The organism is Aquimarina algicola (assembly GCF_006443095.1).
Taxonomy (GTDB): domain Bacteria; phylum Bacteroidota; class Bacteroidia; order Flavobacteriales; family Flavobacteriaceae; genus Aquimarina; species Aquimarina algicola.
Genome location: NZ_VFWZ01000003.1, coordinates 605,193 through 624,734, shown reverse-complemented (window position 1 = coordinate 624,734; position 19,542 = coordinate 605,193). Strand labels below are relative to the sequence as shown.

Genomic DNA, 19,542 nt, shown 5'->3' with positions numbered 1-19,542 from the left:
AAGAGATGAAATTAGATATTTACAAATAAAAAATCATGGCAAAAATTCTATGTTCAATCATTGTAATATTCAGTATTCAAATCATTTCTGGACAAGGGGCATCTGTAAAAATCGATATGCTTGATACCAATTGGGTTGTACCTGAAGGTGCTGTATTTGAAAAATTTGATAACAGAGAGACATTGCTTTTAAAAAAAGATAGGGCTACTGTAAAAAATGTACAGTTTACAAACGGAACTATTGAAGTAGATGTTTACGCCAATACCAGCAGAAGTTTTGCAGGGATCACGTTTAGAAAACAAAATGATAATATGGAAGAAGTGTATATGAGAATGCACAAATCCAGCCAGGTAGATGCTGTGCAATATACCCCTATCTTTAATAACGAATCAAACTGGCAGCTATTTAAAGAATATCAGGCGCAGGTAACCTTTGCAAATAAAGGTTGGAATACTTTGCGAATTGAAGTTCATAATCAAAGTGCAGATATTTTTGTAAATGATAAAAAAGCACTGACCGTAGACCATTTAAGAACAGATCAAACTGGTGGAGAAATTGGTCTTTTTGCTTTATTTTCCAACAGGTTTTCAAACTTTAGAATCACACCTAAAGATACAGTACAGAAGCCAGAAAAGGATAGCGCTATTGCTGTTGATCCTGCAATGATTACGAAATGGAATATCACAAAAGCACGTCCTTACGAAGCAGAAAAGTTAGATTTTAAAAGTTTTTTAGAAGAAAAATATACCACAGTTGCAACTGAAGCATCAGGACTTTTACTTATTTCTAAATATGTCAAAAAATCTACTTCCGGTAAATTCGAAAAAAATGTAGAGGAGTATATTGTAGCCTCTACTACTGTTCATGCTGATAATGAAGAGACAAAACTTTTTTCATTTGATTATAGTGACAAAATAATTGTGTATCTAAATGGTCAACTTCTTTTTGCAGGGAATAATTCTTTTAGAGCCAAAGGAAAACAATACATGGGGCATATGGGAGATACTGTCAACACAATATACTTACCGCTCAAAAAAGGAACCAACAAAATACATTGTGTTGTTATAGACAAAGCAAACGGTTGGGGATTGATGGGTAAATTGAAATGATATGCTTTACAATCCAATTCGTATGTAGTGTAAAGGAATATTTAGTTTATTTTATACTGTTTAGTAATATCTTAGAGTCTATATCTTTTATGTGATATCATAAATCGTTGTAAAGACTCGTAAAAAACAATTACTTTTAGCAAGTGATATGAAATAAACACATATATAAAGAATGGAATATATTATTGGATTGTTGGTAGTAGGTGTTCTTGGGGGATTACTAGTTTGGAGAATAACAAAGAAAAGAAAATACGTAATCTTATTTTCAATACTTATCCTATTGATGTTGCTTCTACCATGGATTCTATTATTATTAGCATTTTCGAGTGGAGCAGAATTTCCAGGTTAAACCTAGTTATTGGATTATTTCAAGTTACTCAACAATCAATACATTAAAAATACTCATTTGTGTTTTGTAAGCTTGTCTTAAAGTAGCTAACCGTTACAGTTTGATGAAAGGTACATAAAATGTTTAAAAGATTATAAAGTAATATCTTGGTTTGAATATCACTATAATGAAATCAAAGAAGAAGTAAACACACACAAGCTTAAGAAAAATGCCAATGATTTATAAAGAAATCAATGCACCACTTTTTGCAGATTTATAGATGGCTTCTACTATTCTAATATCCTTCATTCCTTCCTCACCGGGAACCATAACAGGAGTATCATTTAGTATTGCCAACGCATCATCATCCATTTGTCTTGCTTGTTGATTATTTATAGGTTTATTTAACAAAGTTCCATTACTTGCTTTACCCTGAACACCGGCATACATAGAAAAAGGCGCAAGGGTATACCATCCCTTTTCGCAATCTACATAAAGCTCGTGCATCGATTTACCAACACTTGTTTTGCCATGAGCAATGGCGCCAGAAAGAAATTCTAAAGTAAAATGTGTAGTTTCATCAGTTTCGGTAAAGATTTTAGGTCGGGTTGTCATTTGTGTTGCTATGACAGATACAGGTTCTTCGGCAGTGGTATATCTCGCGGCATTAAGTGCATATACGCCTAAGTCATACATGGTTCCTCCTCCTAAATCAGCATCCAAGCGCCAACTCTTTTTTGGATTTGAAACATTATATCCTATTTCAGCTCTCAACGTTTTAATGGCTCCAAAAGGTCTTGTCTTTCCCCAGGAGATTACTGTTCGCGTATTAGGTTCGTGCTGCATGCGATACCCGATAGAAAGCTTTACCTTGTTTTTAGTACATGCATCAATAATGTTTTGACATTCTGCTTCAGTTTTTGCCATGGGTTTTTCGCACCATACATGTTTTCCTGTATTTGCGGCAATAATAGCATACTTAGCATGCAACCCTGTTGGAACTACAATATAGATAACATCTATGTCCGGATTGTTTGCAATCTGATGCATAGTTTCGTAGTTATACACATTTTGATCAGGGATACCATATTTCTTTTGCCATTTTGGAATTTTTGAAGGAGTTCCTGTGACAATAGCATTAAGCTTACAATATTTTGTAAGCCGAAGCGCAGGTGCCAAAACTGTTTTACTATAGTTCCCTAGACCTACCAGACAAACGTTTAGTTTTTTTGATGTATTACCAAACATATTTGGCAAAGGAAGCAAGCTACTCACTACGACTAGTCCTGTTTTTCTAATAAATTGTCTTCTATCTTGCATGGTGTAAAGAGCAAAAGTCAAGTAGTTAAGATAGTTGTAAATTTTATAAAACTCTGTTTTAGATGTGTTAAATCAATATTAGAAATTACTTTTGCGTATTGATCTTTTGTAGTAGTAACTCGCATTTGGCTATATATCCATAATCTCCGGATTCGCTGGTTTTTGCTTGATCCAAAGACTGAGTTGCTTTTTCTTTGGCAGTTTTATAATCTTTTACATGGTATGCTAATTCTGCTCGATAATATTTATACCAAAAAGCCTTTGGTTTCATCACTATCGCTTTATCAAACCATTCTGCAGCAATATCAAAATCTTTGCCTTTATGATAATAAAATTGAGCAGCATCAAAATAGGTTTGAGCTTTAATTTCTCCTGTTGCCTTAAGAATTTTTTCTTCTATTTCTTTAAATAGGATCGGATCGGAGTCTATAAATAAAGGAATCACAACTTTTGTATGCTCCCATGCAATTACCAGATCGCCACCATTTGCATTAAAACGTTCAAAATAAATAGCCAAGGTTTCTACTTTATCTTTTATTTTGATTGTAGGTACTGTAAAACGTAATAAATCATCAGCCTGATTATAATTACCGGCTCCCCATAACTTTGTGTTTTTATGGATGATAATTGTCCAATTTTTTTCTCCGGGAATAGTGTATAATCCATAAGAACCAGCAGGGATGTTTTGTTTTGCGAGCTGAACATCTCGATCTATCGATATTTTGGTAGAAGCATTAGCCCCTGTACGCCAAAGTTTTCCATAAGGAATTAATGCGCCAAAGATTTGCCTGTCTCCTGTACTGGGTCGTCCATAGTCTAGTGTTACGTTTGCTAGGCCTACTTGTAGTTCTTTGACTATTCTTGGACTAAGACTGGGTTTGTTGATTTGTGCATTTACAAAAAAAGGAGCTATGAGGAATATGAAAAGGATTTTTAGGAAAGAGAGTTTCATTTGTTGTTTTGAATCATTATTATAGACTGGCTATACTTTTCTTTTAGAATAAGAAAAAAACTGTATTTATTAGGGAGTTAGAAGTTTATATTTCAGTATATTCAGATACGGTACGTTCACTCTGTATCTCACCAGTATGTTTTACACTTAATTTTTCGAAGATAAGAACATGTACTTCTTCACCGTTTTGAGTAGAAGGACAATGCTCAACGCCTTTTGGAACTACAATAATTTCGCCTTGGTTTACGACAACGGTTTTGTCTCTAAACTTCATGTGCAATGTACCTTTTATTACCTGAAAAAGTTCATCTTCATCATCGTGTTTGTGCCATATAAAATCCCCACTCAATTTTGCTAAGAATACTTGATTGTCATCTACTTTTGCAATACGGTGTGGGTGCCATTGTTTTTCAAATTTTGAAAATTTTTCTTCGATATTAATTGCTTTCATAAAACTATTTTTTAGAAAAACAAGGTACTTATTTCATCTGTGATGCGTGCAGGTCTTAACGTTTCTTTATATAGTAAACACCAACTGGTCTTTGCTGATACCAGTACTTTTTGAGTATCAGAATTGATAATTCTGGTATGCCGCTCGCATTTTACTCCTTTATAATTATCGATCCAGGTTTGAGAGGTGATGTTGTCGTTTTCAAAAGCAGGAAGATGATATTCTATATAGTGATTCAAGACTACCCAAACATAGGTGTCTCTCATTTGTTGATCAGTTTTAAACTCCCAATGTTTTTTTGCAATATCCTGTATCCATTGTAGATATACAACATTGTTTACATGATTCATATCGTCTATTGCTGTTTTTGGAACTGTAAAATGATATTGAAAAGCAATGTCTTGCATATATGATGATTGTAGTTGTGTTTTGATTTTTTCTGATTTTGAATGTACTCAATTCTGTTGATATAACAACAATTGAAATCTAATGAAGCTCTAAAATTTTTCTTAAGATTTTAATGAAAAATTTAGATGTTGTACTAGAAGCCAAGAATTAGTTTTGCTATCGAAAAGAAGAGGAAAATACCAAAAATATCGTTACTGGTTGTAATAAATGGCCCTGTTGCTATTGCAGGATCGATCCCTTTTTTATCTAGAATAATAGGAACAAATGTACCTATCAATGCAGCAACAATAATTACAAAAAGCATTGAAACAGCAATAGTGAAGCTAAATATGAGTTCCATACCATCTAGTAGACCAAATATAATAACGAGAATGCCAAGAGTAACCCCACTGATGAGACTAAGACTAATTTCTTTAATCAAACGATTGAATAGGCTTCCTTTTACTACATCATTTGCTAAACCTTGTACAATAATAGCAGAAGATTGTACCCCTACATTACCAGCCATTGCTGCAATCAAAGGTGTAAAAAAGAAAAGTTCTTTGTATTGGGCAAGTGCTTCTTCATAACCTTCCATTATAAAAACACTACCCAAACCCCCAAAAAGTCCTAAGATTAACCAAGGGAGCCTTGCACGAGTTAATTGCCACACACTATCGTCTGCTTCTACGTCTTGAGAAATACCAGCGGCTAATTGATAATCTTTTTCGGCTTCATCTTTGATAAAATCGACAATGTCGTCGATTGTTACACGACCTACCAAAATGCCGTCTCGATCTGTAACAGGAATTGCTTCTAAGTCATATTTTTGCATGATACGGGCAACTTCTTCGCCTTCTGTATCTACATCTACATAGTCTACTTTACGTATATATACATCACTTATATGTGCTTTTGCTGGAGCAGTAAGTAAATCTTTGAGCGATAATCGTCCTTTTAGTTTTCCTTCTTTGTCTACTACATAGATAGAATGTACTCTGGTAACTTTTTCTGCTTGCTGACGCATCTCTCTAACACATCCGGCTACAGTCCATGTTTCTTTTACTTTTACAAGCTCTTTGGCCATTAATCCTCCGGCAGTATCCTCGCCATAAGAGAGTAACTCTTTGATGTCCTCGGCTCGTTTTTCATCTTCTATTTTTGCAATTACCTCTTCTGCACGATCATCAGGAAGTTCTGCAACTATATCGGCAGCATCATCACTATCCATTTCTTCTAGCTCTTCTGCGATTTCTTTTGCAGAAAGGTTTTCTAAAATGCGCTCGCGAAAATCTTCTTCAAGCTCCATTAGGGCTTCAGAAGTTTTTTCACTGTCTAAAAGTTTGATAAGGTATGTTGCCTTAGATAAACTAAGTTCACCAAGAATTTCTGCAACATCAGCAAAGTGAATCTCATTAAGCATACTGCGCAGGTTATCATCACTCTCTGTTTGGATAAGGTGTTTTACCTGTTTTATAAGTTCTTCAGAAATCTGAAATTGCATATGCCTGATAATTTAGTGTCCCTAGATGTGCAAACGCCCACAAAGATAACCAAAGAATTTAATTGCATTTTATAATAGTGTTATTTTATAACTACGGAATACATTATTGAAAATTGAAAGAATATTTTTTGGTTTTTTTAGGGTAATTATAGATGCAATTTATAATCGTTGGATAATGAAATAAAAATGAGCACCTACACTTCAAATTTATTATTTAATTATTGATGCATAGTAACTATTATTTGAAGATAATGGAGGGATTTCTGGAACGATAGCAGTACAGATATAAGCTTTTTCATCGATTGTTTTAAAAAAAGTTATTGAGCTTTTCTCTTTTCCTGTCCTTAAAACACGCAATTTTTTCCTTTAGGGGTACCAATGATTCGAAGCCCTTGAGTTACAGTCCATAATCCTTTGTATTGAGACTCTACATTCAAATATGTTCCTACGTTTGGTATATTCTCTTCTGTTATATTGTTTGAAATTGGATTTTCAAAAGAAATGATTATATCGCATATAGGAAGGTTTGAAATTGAATCAGATTTTTGTGTTAATCGAATTTTTTTTCCAGTTTTAATTTTGAGAGTTTCTATGGTTTGTTTTGTAGTACTTTCAGAATTGATGTTGGTATTAATTTTGTTACAACTATTGCTGGCAAACAATATAGCAAGAAGTATGAGTAGTTTAAAAAATAGTCTGTTCATGATTTGGGTAATTTTTTGGTCATTTATTAATAATATGTAGATATTGAGCAATTTTGAAAGGATATGTATAAATAATCTAAACTTGATATTATATGGGGAATATGGTTGCATGAATTAGTAAGAAAGAGGACGTTTTAACCCCTTAAAACGTCCTCATTACAATACAATGTATTCGTAGTTTTTGGTAAAAAATGTGTGGAAAAATCAACACCTCTACATCGTATTTTTGCAAATAAAGCAAGCAAACTTATTAGTGATTGAATTTTAATTTCTCTCTAGTTAAAAACAGTAATTCGTTTTACTCTTCTTCATCCGGAAATGATGAAGATGCTAAATAGGTGCTAGTTTTGGTCTGCACAGGGCAGTTTGATCCCGGTAAAGAAACTTCAAGAGTAACAGTAACATCTTCCTCATCAATATTGATATTAACAGAGCTACCGGTTTTGTGAGACGTTCCGTTGATATCTTCAATTTTCCATAAGTAATTATATCCCGAATTATAACCACGAGGTGTAAGACGAAGACGAGAACCTCCAGCTCTTTCAGTTTTATGAATAGTAGCATGATTACGATCCGGACAGCCTAAAGGAGCTTCTGGAAAAGTTCTTTCACAAGTTCTGGTTTGACTTCCTATACGTGTGAAGAAAACTATAGTGCCTTCTTCTCTTCCGACTCTCAAAACACGTAATTTTTTTCCTCTAGAATCACCAATAATCTGAAACTCGTTACTTACACTCCAAGAACCATCATAAGGAGATTCTAAATTCAAAAAAGTACCTACATGGGGAGTTATTCCGGTTTCTCCATTTCCTGAAATTGTACCTTCAAAAGAAATACGTATATCACATAGAGACGAATTTTTTGTAAAACCTTTGTCTTGTGTGTGCTGAAGGTTTTCTACAGATTGTAATTTAAGGCCCTCAGGAGTGTTTTCGATATCATTATCGGTATCACAACTAGTAATAAGGAATAGGATTGCTAACAGTGACATCAGTCTGAAAATGTTTTTCTTCATACTTAAAGTGCTTTTATGTTTTAATAACTTATTGCAGACCTCAAATATATTTTTCTATTTCTGTCTAAAATCCCCTAATACTAGTAGAATCTTCATATAACGTTGTATAATAGATAAACTATAGGAGAATATTACTAAGTAGCAAGTGATGTATTGTGTTGAAGTGTTTCAAAGTAGATGGTTGATCATGAGAGGCAATTCATTTATCATCCAATAAAAATTAGATACCGTAATTAAGCGCTATGGAGTTTTAAGATTTTGAATAGTGATAGTGAGTTCTATAAATTGATCAACGCTTAATTGTTCCGGTCGTTTTGAAAGAATATCTAATGTTTTGATTTCATCAGATAGTTGAAAGATTTTAAGGCTGTTTCTTAATGTTTTACGGCGTTGTCCAAATGCTGTTTTTACTACCTTGAAAAACAATTTTTCATCACAAGGTAGTGCATATTCTTTTTTTCGTATCAGTCTTAATACACCACTTTGTACTTTTGGTGGAGGATTAAAAACTTCTGGGTGTACCGTAAAAAGATATTCTGCCTCATAGAACGCTTGCACTAATACAGAAAGGATTCCATATGTTTTGCTACCTTCTTTTTCGCAAATGCGTTTAGCTACTTCTTTTTGAAACATTCCTGTAAATTCAGGAATTCTATCTTTATGTTCTAGAGTTTTGAATATAATTTGGGATGAGATATTGTAAGGAAAATTGCCTGTGATGGCAAATTGTTTTTTTTCGAATAAGGTGTCTAGATCATATTTTAAGAAATCAGCCTCAATCACCTGAAAAGTATTTTCTTGTTCTAGAACCTTAGGGTGTTCCAAAGGGAAACTGTGATTGAGATAAACAATAGATTCACTATCAAGATCCATAGCGATGACATTGATATCTTTAAGTAGAAGATATTTGGTCAAAACACCCATTCCCGGACCAATTTCTATTACGTTTTTGTATCCTTCAAGAGTTAAAGTATCTCCAATTTTTTTTGCAATATTTTCGTCTTTTAGAAAATGTTGCCCAAGATGTTTTTTAGCCTTTACGGCTGTTTTTTCTTGAAATGATGAGTTATTTGAAGCGTATTTTTTATGTTTCTTCGATTTAGACATGTTGTTCGCTCACAATTTCTAGTTCTGTTCTGAATGCAACAAATTTACCAGCAAAATGATTAGCTTCTGCTCTAAGGCGTTCAGCATCTTCAGTATAGTATTGTTGTAAAGTCTCTTTACTATCAGTGGTATATTGAATAGAGTAGGTTATTCCTCCCATTTCTTCTTCTACAAGTACTTTAGTCATTAAGGCTTTACTAAACTTTCCTGTGGCTATCATATTTGGGATGTGTTCTTTTTTCATCCAATCTAACCACTCGTCATGAATTGTTTCTTCTATATTTATTGTGACATTATATATGTACATAGGTATTATCAAATTTTAATTGAGAAGAAAAATTAATTTCATCTAAAAATAAGCAAGCAAAGGTAAGTAAACTTAGGGGAATCGACTTTGTATTCTCATCTAATTTATAGCATCGCCACGTAAGGTTCTGTATTTTTTTCGTGCTTCTACAAAAAAGATACTATCTGCGTGATTATAGATGATTTTTTCATATAATTCTTTTGCTTTTTCAGGGGCTTCTAGTTGATTAACATACAGTTCTGCTAACCAATAATAGGCATCATCTGCTAGTATATCGTCGTTATAAAACTCAATGATTTTGAGATAGTTTACCTTTGCTTTTTCATACTGTTTTTCTTTTTCGAATAATTTTGCTTGTCGTAAAAAGGCTTCATCTTCAATTTTTTCACCTCTATGATCCGTTAAAATTTTTTGATACATGGCAATAGCTTCTTGATTTTTGTTTTGGAAAGCCAATAAATCAGCTTTTGCAAAAATCTTAAGTGCTGTTTGAGTCGAATCTTCGAGAGAATTGTCACTTATAATTAAGCTTAATTCCATAGCATCATTAGCAATCAATTGAGAAGTTGAGGATTTGAGTACATCTAATTGAGTTTGTGCCCATGCAAAGTCACCTTTGTAATAACTGGTTTTAGCTACGTTAAAACGAGCATCCTGTGCTAAAAAGTTATTCTTTAATATATTTTGAACTTGAGTATAATAAATCAAAGCTTGATTGAACTTTTGTTGAAGTACCAAAACATCAGCGATTTTCATTTTTACTCTAGAGGATTGAAATCGAGATAAGTTTTCTCGTTCTATAAGTTCTTTTAGAAACTGTATAGCTTCCTGCTTTTGATCTAAATTAAACGCTAAAAAATGCGCATAATCTATTTGTAAGCCTATAGTTGCTCTGGATTTTCCGTACTCTTCAAAGACGGTGTTATATTGATCTACAATAGTGTTATATTCTTTTGGTCCTACATTATCAACTTTTGCTTTTAAAATAATTTTATGAGCAGTAAGCTTCATATCATTTGTTGCGGGAGTCTCTAAAACATAGTTTAATATCTCTGTTGCGGATTTTATATCTTTTTCAGCAATAGCTATTCTTGCTAGGTCTATAATCCCTTCTGGGCCTTCCTCATTACGTTTATAGATTGCTTTTTCTTGCACAAAAGCTTTTTTGAAATCTCGTTGTTGTACAAAAAGCCAACTGAGCATTTTGTTATAAATAATATTAGGGTCTTGTTGTAGTTTTTTGATTAATAATTTTTTGAAAATAATATTGGCTTCGTTTGTAGGGTTTTCTGTGATGTATTCAGAGAAATTACGTTGTACGCTACTTATATAGTTTGGTTGAACTTGTAGCAGTGAAAGATAGCTATTATACATTTTTTCAAGATGTCCTTGTTCACCATATATTTTTGCTAATTGAATATTGTAATTCGCTCTGGGATTATCTTGCATAGCTTTTTCATAAATTATAGCTGCCTGATCTAAAAGGCTATATTTTTCAAAGACTCTTGCAAGGGTGTAAGCATTATTAGGTTTATATTCGTCTATAGCTTTTTGGTAGTATGTTTTAGCTTCTTCTGTTTTATTCTGTAAATCATAATGATATCCTAGCTCGACTAAAAATTGAGATTTGTATTGTGTTTGCTCAATTTTTGTCTTTAGAATACGTTCTGCCTCATCAAATTTTTCTAATTGTTGGTATGATTCTACTAACCCTAAAATATAGTTAAGTCTATTGGGGTTGCGCTCATATAGTTTTTGATAAATAGATAGTGCTTTTTCATATTGTCCTTGTTGGATATAGTTTTGAGCAAGGTTTTCTGATTGGGCATGTGCAGAAAATACCAATAACAAGGATATACAAAAAATGATTGAACGCATTTTGCAAGTTTTTTTATAAAGATAATAAATAAGTTACTGATGGGATCGAGTTTTTTTATTGTTGAAAAAATTAGGTCTTTAATTGTCAACAATTAAAGACCTAAAAAATCTAATATATTATAGTGATTATAATTTGCAATAATCGCTATCTGTATGTTATATTAATCAATCCATTCAAACCCACAGTATGGCACGAGTACTTCAGGAACTTTAATTCCTTTTGGAGTTTGATAATTTTCTAAAATTCCTGCAATTACTCTAGGCAATGCCAGAGAACTTCCGTTTAATGTATGTGCCAATTGTTTTTTGCCTTCTTTGTCTTTAAAACGCAATTTTAGTCGATTTGCCTGATAAGATTCAAAATTTGAAACAGAACTAATTTCTAACCAACGGTCTTGTGCTGTAGAAAACACTTCAAAATCATAAGTCAATGCAGCGGTAAAACCAATATCACCTCCACAAAGTCGTAAAATTCGGTAAGGAAGTTTTAATTCTCGTAAAATTTCTTTTACATGTTCTACCATACCATCTAAAGCTTCATAAGAGTTTTCAGGTTTTTCAATACGAACGATTTCTACCTTATCAAATTGATGCAAACGATTTAACCCTCGTACATGAGCTCCATACGAACCAGCTTCTCTCCTAAAACAAGGGGTATACCCTGTACAGCCAATAGGGAGATCACTTTCTTTGAGTAAATCGTTTCTAAACATATTGGTTACCGGAACTTCTGCGGTTGGGATAAGATATAAATCATCTCCTGTAACATGATACATTTGCCCTTCTTTATCTGGTAATTGACCTGTACCGTAGCCTGAAGCTTCATTTACCAGATGAGGAACTTGATATTCTTTGTATCCGGCTTCAGTATTTTTGTCTAAGAAATAACTGATTAAGGCTCTTTGCAGTCGTGCTCCTTTACCTTTGTATACCGGGAAACCGGCTCCAGTGATTTTTACTCCTAGTTCAAAATCAATGATATCATATTTTTTTGCTAATTCCCAATGGGGTAGTGCTTCGTTTTCTAATTTTGGTATTTCTCCTTCTTGATATACTTCTTCATTATCCTCATCACTTTGCCCATTAGGAACAGAAGGATGGGGGATATTTGGGATTGTGTATAGTAGTTCAGAAAGCTTATTCTGTACATCATTAAGATGGTTGGATAATTCTTTAGAAACCTCTTTTAGCTGTGCAGTCTTTTCTTTCAGAAGATTTGCTTTTTGTTGTTCCCCATTTTTGAATAGTATACCGATTTCTTTAGAGAACTTATTAGAATCTGCTAAGGTGTTATCGAGTTTTGCCTGGGTAGCTCTCCGGTCTTCGTCTAAAGCGATTACTTGATCCAATACCGGTGCGGCATCAAAATTACGTTTTGCTAAAGCTTGAATGTAAGCTTCTTTGTTGGCTATGATTTGTTGTACTACTAACATGATGTGTTATTTTAGCAATCTTCTATTTATTATATCCTATTTTTCCTTATCAGAAGAAAGGACACAAATGTAAAGAAAAGATGTGTTTTAATACCCTGATCTATTATAGAAATTTTAGTCAAAAGTGTGGTGTAAATATCATATACGATAATTATTGAAGTTGTTTTTTTGTTTCTTATATCTGCTTTCTGAAATTAGAAGGGGTTATGCCTTCAAATCTTTGAAATGTTCTGTTGAAACTGGTTTTAGAATTAAACCCGGATTCTAAGGCAATAGCTAATAACGTATATTGGGCAAAAGAGGGATTCTTGATTCTTTGCTTTACCTCTTCAACCCTAAATTGATTTATATAATCGTAAAAACTTATTCGCATATGTTGATTCAATAAATAGGAAAGTTTTTTGTCAGAAATATTTAATTTTTCGGCTAGTGATTTTAAAGATAGTTCAGTGTTGAGGTACCATTTATGTTGTTGCATTAATATTTCTAATTGTTTCTGTAGTGATTGCATTTCATTAGCATCATAAATTGGTTTGCTACTACTTGTAGATAAAACAGTAGTTGGTGATGCCTCTACTTTTTTTGAGCGTTCTTTTTTCAATAAAAATTCAGGAAGAAATACTTTGGTTTGTGAGAGTCCGTGATATGCCAGATAAACAATTAAAAATACTACAAAAAGTGCAATGATTCCTATTGAAGAATTAATGTCTCCAAAAAGTACTTCGTAAATGGTAATAGAAATATCTATGCCTATAATAACAGTAGTGCCATATAATAATTTTAGTAACCAATTAAAATCAGCTGGGTTTATATTCGCATAGTACAGTTTTACAACTTTATTCGTTTTTTTAACAAGTTTTATGGCAATAAAGCAGTATATTAATGAATATATAATACTAAGGGCCCATAAATTTTCTAACCCTGTACGTAGATGCTCAAAGACATTAGGACTGTTTAGCAAGCTTATTAATTTAGGGATACTTGCAAATAGTAAATACAAAAACGGAATGATAAAATGTTTAATGTTTTTTCTTATGATGTTTTGAGAAGGATAAAATATAGCTTTTACATATAAAAAAAGACAAGCTCCAATGCTTATCGGAATGGTATCTTGAAACAGAAAAGTAAAATAAAAAATAGGTTTACTCTCTTTGATAAAACCAAAAAAACAAATCTGTGTGAATACAATCCATAAAAAAATGACAAATAATACTTTAAAATGAAACTCTTTCCAACCATTTTTCCATAAAACATAGAGTAATAAAGTGTTGGCGAGTATTCCTAAATGTAGGGTAAAGTCTGTAAATAATTCCATTTGTAATTATGAGGGCTAAAAACAAGTGTCAAGTCTAAAGTTAACATAAAATTAGAGTTAAATTTTAAGAAATAATCCATGTTTTTAACTTTTTGTAAAATTATTTTTCATGAATTTATAAAATTAGTAGTAACTATAAGTGTTACAACGATCGATATAATAAACCTCAAACGAAAAATATTATTTTACTGGCTGCAAAGACTCAAAAAAGGGTGCCACATCTTCTTCTGGTACGAATATGAAATAAATAAGCTATTAATTCGCTACAGTAATTATACTTAAGCAAAAAAAATATAACAATTAAGACACAAACCTTGAGTGTCAATAAATGTTCAAGGATTAATCAATTTAAAGTTATTACATAATGAAAAACTCATTGTTAAGCTTAGGAAAAGTTTTGAACAAAAACGAACAAAAGAGTATTAATGGGGGAACTGGCTTTGTTTATCCTATAGGTTATTGCTATGCCAATGGAACGAACCCACCTCAAGTTATTGCTAGAGTCTCTTGTGATGAATTGTGTCCAGATGGATCAACTCCTTTTTGTCACGTTTTTGATGATGGAATTCGTAACTAAAAAAGTATATACTCATGAAAAAATCAATTCTAAATTTCGGAAAAGTTCTTAATAGAGAACAACTTAAACAAATCAACGGAAAATCAGGGGGGTATTATTGCCCTGGTGGTAATAGTAGACCTAATGCTCCAAGGTGTCCTGTACCTTGTTTTATGGGGAACTGTCTATTATAATAACTATTTAATATCTTAATAATTGGATCGCCCGAATATGAAATTTGAGCGATCCAAGTGTAATAAACTTGAAGAATAAAATGATTAAAAAAGTAAATGCAACTTATTTTTTCTTGTCACTAATGATTTTTTTTAGTTGTTCGAATGATGATGATGAAAATGTAATAGATCCAATTGTTGGAGAGTGGAAGCTCAATGAAAGAATCGAAAATGGTTCGACTCTCACAATATCAAATTGTGAAGTTAATGATCGTATTGAGTTTCTTAACGAAGGAACGATTATAGATAGATTTTTTGAACCTGATACAAATGGTAATCAGTGTAGAGAAATTATTGATGATTCTGGGAGTTGGGAAAAAACTTCTGAGTCTGAATACAGAATAATTATAGATGATGGGGATGTTAACTATGTAGCTACAGTAGTGTTCTCTCAAAACAATACAGTACAAGTACAAGAATATACATTGAATGATGGTAGTGAAAGTTTTACCCTCATAGATACTTATGAAAAAACCAAATAAAGTATCCGGCAAGTGCGCTTTTTGAGGTTCTTATTTCAAATTGTTTTCTTTTCAATTAGAATTATTGCACTCGAGACGAGAAGCATAGTTTAGCGATTTTCTATGTAAATGAGTTTAAAAACCTATTTAGAGAAGGTCATAAAATTAAAAATAACCGCTAATCTAGTTTTAAATGTTCTGGGTTTATCTCAAGATTATATTTTGTGAACCTACTCATAGTTAAGGATTACCTTCTTAATTAGCTTGTTTTAAGAAGGAATTTCGATATTAATAATAGTACCTCTATTTAATACAGAATCTATAAATAAAGTGCCGGATAGCTTTTCTAATCTGTTTTTTATATTTCTAAAACCAATTCCATCTTTGGCTTTGTTGGTTTCAAAACCAACACCATTATCTTCAAAAATAAGTTGGATAGAATCATCATAATGATTGAGATAAATATCTATATTTTTAGCCCTCGAATGCTTTATGCAATTTGTAAGTAATTCTTGTATAATCTTAAATAACTCTTCTGTAAGAGAGGTGTTGATTTGATTCACTTCATTTTTAGGAAAAGGGTGAAAAGATATGTTTTGAGAGATTCCGTTTTTGATATTTTGAACATATTCTTTGATAAGCGTTGTAATCGTATTTTTTTGAAATTTTTTAGGAACAAGATTATGCGAAAAATCTCTTACATTATTATAGGTTTCGTCTATTTGCTTGATTATATTGGCATGATGGTCATCAATATTATCGGTGTTAGAAAGTTGTAGTTTGATGCTTGCCAAATTACCACCCACACTATCGTGTAACTCCTGTGCTAATCTTTGTCGTTCTTCATCTTGTCCCTTCATTGTGGCTTTGATCAAATTTAATTCCTGATCTTTCATTAAACCATAAATTTTTTGTGTATTGACTTCTTCTTGAGATTTATTGAGCGCAATTTGTGTCTTTAATTTCTGAAAATATAAAACTAATAGCCCAATTACAGGAAGTAAAACAATAAGAAACCCTATAAGAACAGCAATTTTAATAGTTCTTTGTCGTTTGATCTCGCTTTCTTTTATAAGTTGATCTTTTTTGAGAGATAAGATTTCTTTTTCTTTTTGAAGTGTTTGGTATTTTATTTCTAATTCTCTTACTGCTTCTTTATTTTGCTTTGCATTGATTTCATCAGAAACGCGTGTATAATGAGTCATTAGATTATAAGCATTTTTATAATCTTCTTGATAGCTATAAAGTCTTGTAAGTGCTCTTATTACAACTTTTTGTAATTCTAGCCTATTCCATTGAACTGTATTTACATAAGCGGTGTTTAATATTAATTCGGCCGTTTCATAATTTTTGAGCCTGTAATCTATGGTTCCTATTTGTAATACACTATTAATATATACATCATAAAACTTATTATCTAAAGCTTGTTGTTTAATGTTGTCAAGTAGTGTTAATGCATTGTCATAATTCTCTTTTCTGGATTCAATCCTGCCAAGGTTGAGTTGTATTACTAAACTTTTTTTGAGATCTTCACTTTTATTGGTGTCCAAATCTTTAAGAACATCGTTGTATGCCGAAGTTGCTTTGTCAAAATTTCCTTGGTATAGATCAATATCAGCAATAAGCTTTTTTGCGTTTGCTTTGAGTTCTTTACTGCTTGCTTTTTGGATACATTTTTCTAAAATTGGTAAAGCAGAATCAAATTCTTTTTTGTGAAAATAAATAGTAGCCAGCCCTAATTGATGCTTGTAATGCAAAGTATTCATGTTTTTTTCAGGAGAAATAGCAATTCCATCAATATGATATTTTAGAGCATCTTCTAGCAGTCCGTTTTTTAATTTTCCTTTTCCTGAGATATAATAAGATTTAGAGATGTAATAATTCTTATTATCAATATGTTGTTGGTTTTTTAACACCATTTCATTTAGCCTGCTTCCATAATGAACTATTGAATCTGTATTGCCATATAAGATATGCTTATTGGCTATAGTATCCATAATCATTATTTTTTGAAGTGGGTCATCAGTGTTTTTCAGACTAAAATAAAGTTCTTTATCAACATGATTAGGAATAACACCAAAAGAGGTGTAGGTCTGTTTTTGTTGGCTATATGCGGCGATTGATATCCAAAAAATAGTTGCGATAACAATTTTTAAAGAATACAAAGACATTTTTTTATTATAATTTTTTATTCAATATACTTTATGACCCAAGGATTTGTTTTAAAATAATACCAAGGAACACTCGTAAGGTCAACTTTTGAGTCAATAAAATCCCTATATTTTTTTCCATTTACAGAAACCCTGCTTTTTACATAAACGGCAATATCTTTTCCTTGTTTTGCATGTTCACTTTTAAGGTGTTGTGCAAATTGCCACATAAAATCGGGTTTTGTAGTTACAGATCGTATTTGTTTTTTTGTAAGATAATCTTTTTTATTTATAGGTTTTTGTTTGGCATCGGGATCATTCTTATCTACAATATAGAAATTGGTAATACCAGATCGACCTCTTAACATCATTCTCCAGCTTAATCGATGCCCTTCTTCTGTCCACAATACATCTCCCGGAATAAACCAATGACGTATGGGTAATGCAATTTGTATGCTGAACCATATGATAGCAATAGGAACTAGTATTTTTTTATAAGAGGGAAGCACTATTTCATTTTGATGGTAAAACTCTTTTTTCTTCATAAATAGTTTATGAATCCTTTCTTTGGAAAAGAAGAATACAGTAAAAGCTAGCGATAAGTAGGGAAATATGCCAATTTGGAAAATAATTGAATTAAATATGTGAAAGAAAATGCTAAAATAGAAAGCGGCTGATCTTGTTCGTTTCCACAATAAAAGCGGTACAATGAGCAAATCAAATAAAATACCAAAATATGCAACGGTTACATGTGCCCAATGATTTTGCAAAAGATCTCCAATAATAGGGTAATATGCTCTGGCAGCCATTAAATTTTTTGGAACCGAAAAATCAAGCCAATCCGGATATAGTTTGGCTACAGAAGCATAAGTGTATACGATCCAAAGTTGTATTATGATTACAATGACACACCAGCGAGGCATTGATATTTTTTTTAGAGCAGGATTACGTTTTACATCTAACGAAAAATAATTTCCGGCAGGCAAAATACTCATGAGAATACATAAAAGGAAAAGTAAGTAATAATGATTATTGTATGAAGATTTTTGCATAAAATATGCTCCTGCCCACATGATAGTATATCCAATCATACTCCATCGATATTTGAAGCCTACCATGACTAATAACCCTAAAATGCCCATAATGGCAAAATAAAAATACATGCCATTGCCAGGTAAAGGTTGTAAAAAATCAAACCCGATAAAATTGAATGTGAATTGCGGTTCTACAAGAGTACGTCTTACCCAACCCGTAAAGATAGCTCCTATTGCTTCTGCTGCGATAAGAAAACCAAAAAATACTCTGAATATAATAAGTGAACTGTTATCGACGTGTGTAAATAACCAACGATTTATCATACCAATGAGTTTATATAATCTCGAGAGAAATCCTCATCCTGCTGCATGGCATCTTGTAATTGTTTAACAGAATCGAACTTTTTTTCGTCTCGAATACGTTTTAATATTTGAATTTGAATTTTTTTATCATATAAATTAAAAGTAGCATCAAAAAAATGAGTCTCAATAGTCTGGTGTGTCCCTTTTACGGTGGGATTAGTTCCAATATTCATCATCCCAAAGTAAGTTCTGTTTTCGATAGTTGATTTTACAATATACACACCATTTTTGGGAATGATCTTATATTGTTCTTCTATAAACAGGTTTGCAGTTGGGTAATTAAGTTTTCGTCCTAGTTCTTTTCCTTTAACAACAATACCTGTTAGCATAAACTCATAGCCAAGATATTTGTTTGCTTTTGTAATATCCCCATCAAATAAGGCTTCTCTTATTTTAGTAGAACTCACCGCAACATCATCGATATCTTGTTTTGAGATCTCTTCTACTGTAAAGTTATTTTGTATCCCATACGAAGCAAGATCAGTGATATTGGAGTTTCGATTTCTTCCAAATCTATGGTCGTAGCCAATAATCACATGCCTTACATTAAGTGCATCTATTAGCATTTGTTGTACATATTCTCCTGCGGAAAGACGAGAGAAGTCTTTTGTAAATGGATGTATAACAAGTGTGTCAAGCCCTGTTTTTTCCAAAATTTGTACTCTCTCTTCTATAGTATTGATAAGCTTAATATTAGAGTCTTGTTGTAGTACCATTCTAGGATGTGGAAAAAAAGTAAGGATTACAGATTCTAATCCATTTCTTTGAGAACTTTCTACTAATCGTTCTATAATTTTCTTATGCCCTATATGTACACCGTCAAAAGTACCAATAGTAACTACAGAAGGGTTTAGATTGTCATATTCGGTAGCGTTTGTATAACGTTTCATCTATTCAATGTTGATTTGTTCTTAATTGCACAGATAGAGTTCGCT

At 32.2% G+C, this 19,542-nt stretch carries 20 protein-coding genes; 5 read left to right on the top strand and 15 right to left on the bottom strand.

Translation table 11 applies throughout. The annotated features are described in order from the left end of the window. Positions 1 to 35 precede the first annotated feature (35 nt). Positions 36 to 1,109 carry a family 16 glycoside hydrolase gene (locus tag FHK87_RS13480; RefSeq protein WP_140593802.1) on the top strand — a complete coding sequence of 358 codons (1,074 nt, stop codon included), beginning with the start codon at positions 36 to 38 and terminating at the stop codon, positions 1,107 to 1,109. Positions 1,110 to 1,281: 172 nt separating this feature from the next. Then, positions 1,282 to 1,458, top strand: coding sequence for a hypothetical protein (locus FHK87_RS26250; protein ID WP_226294233.1), 177 nt, complete (start codon positions 1,282 to 1,284; stop codon positions 1,456 to 1,458). A gap of 219 nt (positions 1,459 to 1,677) precedes the next feature. Here FHK87_RS26250 and FHK87_RS13475 read toward each other — a convergent pair whose 3' ends face one another. The 12 genes from FHK87_RS13475 to FHK87_RS13420 form a co-directional block, all read right to left on the bottom strand. Continuing rightward, complete coding sequence (locus FHK87_RS13475; RefSeq protein WP_140593800.1) at positions 1,678 to 2,757, bottom strand: Gfo/Idh/MocA family protein; 1,080 nt, start codon at positions 2,755 to 2,757, stop codon at positions 1,678 to 1,680. Positions 2,758 to 2,842: 85 nt separating this feature from the next. Beyond that, on the bottom strand, positions 2,843 to 3,709 hold the full coding sequence (locus FHK87_RS13470; protein ID WP_140593798.1) for a DUF2911 domain-containing protein: 867 nt from the start codon (positions 3,707 to 3,709) through the stop codon (positions 2,843 to 2,845). 85 nt (positions 3,710 to 3,794) lie between these two features. After that, on the bottom strand, positions 3,795 to 4,160 hold the full coding sequence (locus FHK87_RS13465; protein ID WP_140593796.1) for a cupin domain-containing protein: 366 nt from the start codon (positions 4,158 to 4,160) through the stop codon (positions 3,795 to 3,797). 11 nt (positions 4,161 to 4,171) lie between these two features. After that, complete coding sequence (locus tag FHK87_RS13460) at positions 4,172 to 4,567, bottom strand: acyl-CoA thioesterase (RefSeq protein ID WP_140593794.1); 396 nt, start codon at positions 4,565 to 4,567, stop codon at positions 4,172 to 4,174. A gap of 134 nt (positions 4,568 to 4,701) precedes the next feature. Continuing rightward, complete coding sequence (gene mgtE / locus FHK87_RS13455; protein ID WP_140593792.1) at positions 4,702 to 6,051, bottom strand: magnesium transporter; 1,350 nt, start codon at positions 6,049 to 6,051, stop codon at positions 4,702 to 4,704. A gap of 344 nt (positions 6,052 to 6,395) precedes the next feature. Beyond that, positions 6,396 to 6,755, bottom strand: a complete 360-nt coding sequence (locus FHK87_RS13450; protein WP_140593790.1) for a hypothetical protein — start codon at positions 6,753 to 6,755, stop codon at positions 6,396 to 6,398. A 298-nt stretch (positions 6,756 to 7,053) separates the two neighbouring features. After that, on the bottom strand, positions 7,054 to 7,770 hold the full coding sequence (locus FHK87_RS13445) for a hypothetical protein (protein ID WP_140593788.1): 717 nt from the start codon (positions 7,768 to 7,770) through the stop codon (positions 7,054 to 7,056). A gap of 240 nt (positions 7,771 to 8,010) precedes the next feature. Then, positions 8,011 to 8,877 (bottom strand): 16S rRNA (adenine(1518)-N(6)/adenine(1519)-N(6))-dimethyltransferase RsmA, encoded by an 867-nt coding sequence (rsmA, locus tag FHK87_RS13440; RefSeq protein ID WP_140593786.1) that lies wholly within the window; start codon positions 8,875 to 8,877, stop codon positions 8,011 to 8,013. Then, positions 8,870 to 9,184 (bottom strand): DUF4286 family protein, encoded by a 315-nt coding sequence (locus FHK87_RS13435; RefSeq protein WP_140593784.1) that lies wholly within the window; start codon positions 9,182 to 9,184, stop codon positions 8,870 to 8,872. Before FHK87_RS13435 ends, rsmA begins: the two co-directional genes overlap by 8 nt. Positions 9,185 to 9,283: 99 nt before the next feature. Next, positions 9,284 to 11,062, bottom strand: coding sequence for a tetratricopeptide repeat protein (locus tag FHK87_RS13430; RefSeq protein ID WP_140593782.1), 1,779 nt, complete (start codon positions 11,060 to 11,062; stop codon positions 9,284 to 9,286). A 161-nt stretch (positions 11,063 to 11,223) separates the two neighbouring features. Next, positions 11,224 to 12,495 carry a serine--tRNA ligase gene (gene serS, locus FHK87_RS13425; RefSeq protein WP_140593780.1) on the bottom strand — a complete coding sequence of 424 codons (1,272 nt, stop codon included), beginning with the start codon at positions 12,493 to 12,495 and terminating at the stop codon, positions 11,224 to 11,226. 175 nt (positions 12,496 to 12,670) lie between these two features. Next, positions 12,671 to 13,810: a helix-turn-helix domain-containing protein gene (locus FHK87_RS13420; protein WP_140593777.1), complete on the bottom strand. Its 1,140-nt coding sequence runs from the start codon at positions 13,808 to 13,810 to the stop codon at positions 12,671 to 12,673. A gap of 364 nt (positions 13,811 to 14,174) precedes the next feature. On the opposite strand from FHK87_RS13420, the gene FHK87_RS13415 reads away from it, so the two are divergent. From FHK87_RS13415 to FHK87_RS13410, 3 genes are all read left to right on the top strand, one after another. After that, the gene (locus FHK87_RS13415) at positions 14,175 to 14,387 is read left to right on the top strand and encodes a hypothetical protein (RefSeq protein ID WP_140593775.1); all 213 of its coding nucleotides are present in this window, start codon (positions 14,175 to 14,177) and stop codon (positions 14,385 to 14,387) included. A gap of 14 nt (positions 14,388 to 14,401) precedes the next feature. After that, positions 14,402 to 14,560, top strand: coding sequence for a hypothetical protein (locus FHK87_RS26245; protein WP_226294232.1), 159 nt, complete (start codon positions 14,402 to 14,404; stop codon positions 14,558 to 14,560). An 80-nt stretch (positions 14,561 to 14,640) separates the two neighbouring features. After that, positions 14,641 to 15,081, top strand: coding sequence for a lipocalin-like domain-containing protein (locus FHK87_RS13410; RefSeq protein ID WP_140593773.1), 441 nt, complete (start codon positions 14,641 to 14,643; stop codon positions 15,079 to 15,081). A gap of 248 nt (positions 15,082 to 15,329) precedes the next feature. On the opposite strand, the gene FHK87_RS13405 is transcribed toward FHK87_RS13410, so the two are convergent. Genes FHK87_RS13405 through FHK87_RS13395 form a run of 3 tightly spaced genes read right to left on the bottom strand, consistent with a single transcriptional unit; the run spans position 15,330 to position 19,497 of the window. Continuing rightward, on the bottom strand, positions 15,330 to 17,231 hold the full coding sequence (locus tag FHK87_RS13405) for a tetratricopeptide repeat-containing sensor histidine kinase (protein WP_140593771.1): 1,902 nt from the start codon (positions 17,229 to 17,231) through the stop codon (positions 15,330 to 15,332). Between the two features lie 17 nt (positions 17,232 to 17,248). Then, entirely contained in the window at positions 17,249 to 18,568 is a 1,320-nt protein-coding gene (locus FHK87_RS13400; RefSeq protein ID WP_140593769.1) for an HTTM domain-containing protein, read from the bottom strand. After that, positions 18,565 to 19,497 carry a bifunctional riboflavin kinase/FAD synthetase gene (locus tag FHK87_RS13395; protein WP_140593767.1) on the bottom strand — a complete coding sequence of 311 codons (933 nt, stop codon included), beginning with the start codon at positions 19,495 to 19,497 and terminating at the stop codon, positions 18,565 to 18,567. The genes FHK87_RS13400 and FHK87_RS13395 overlap by 4 nt, the downstream gene beginning before the upstream one ends. Positions 19,498 to 19,542 lie beyond the last annotated feature (45 nt).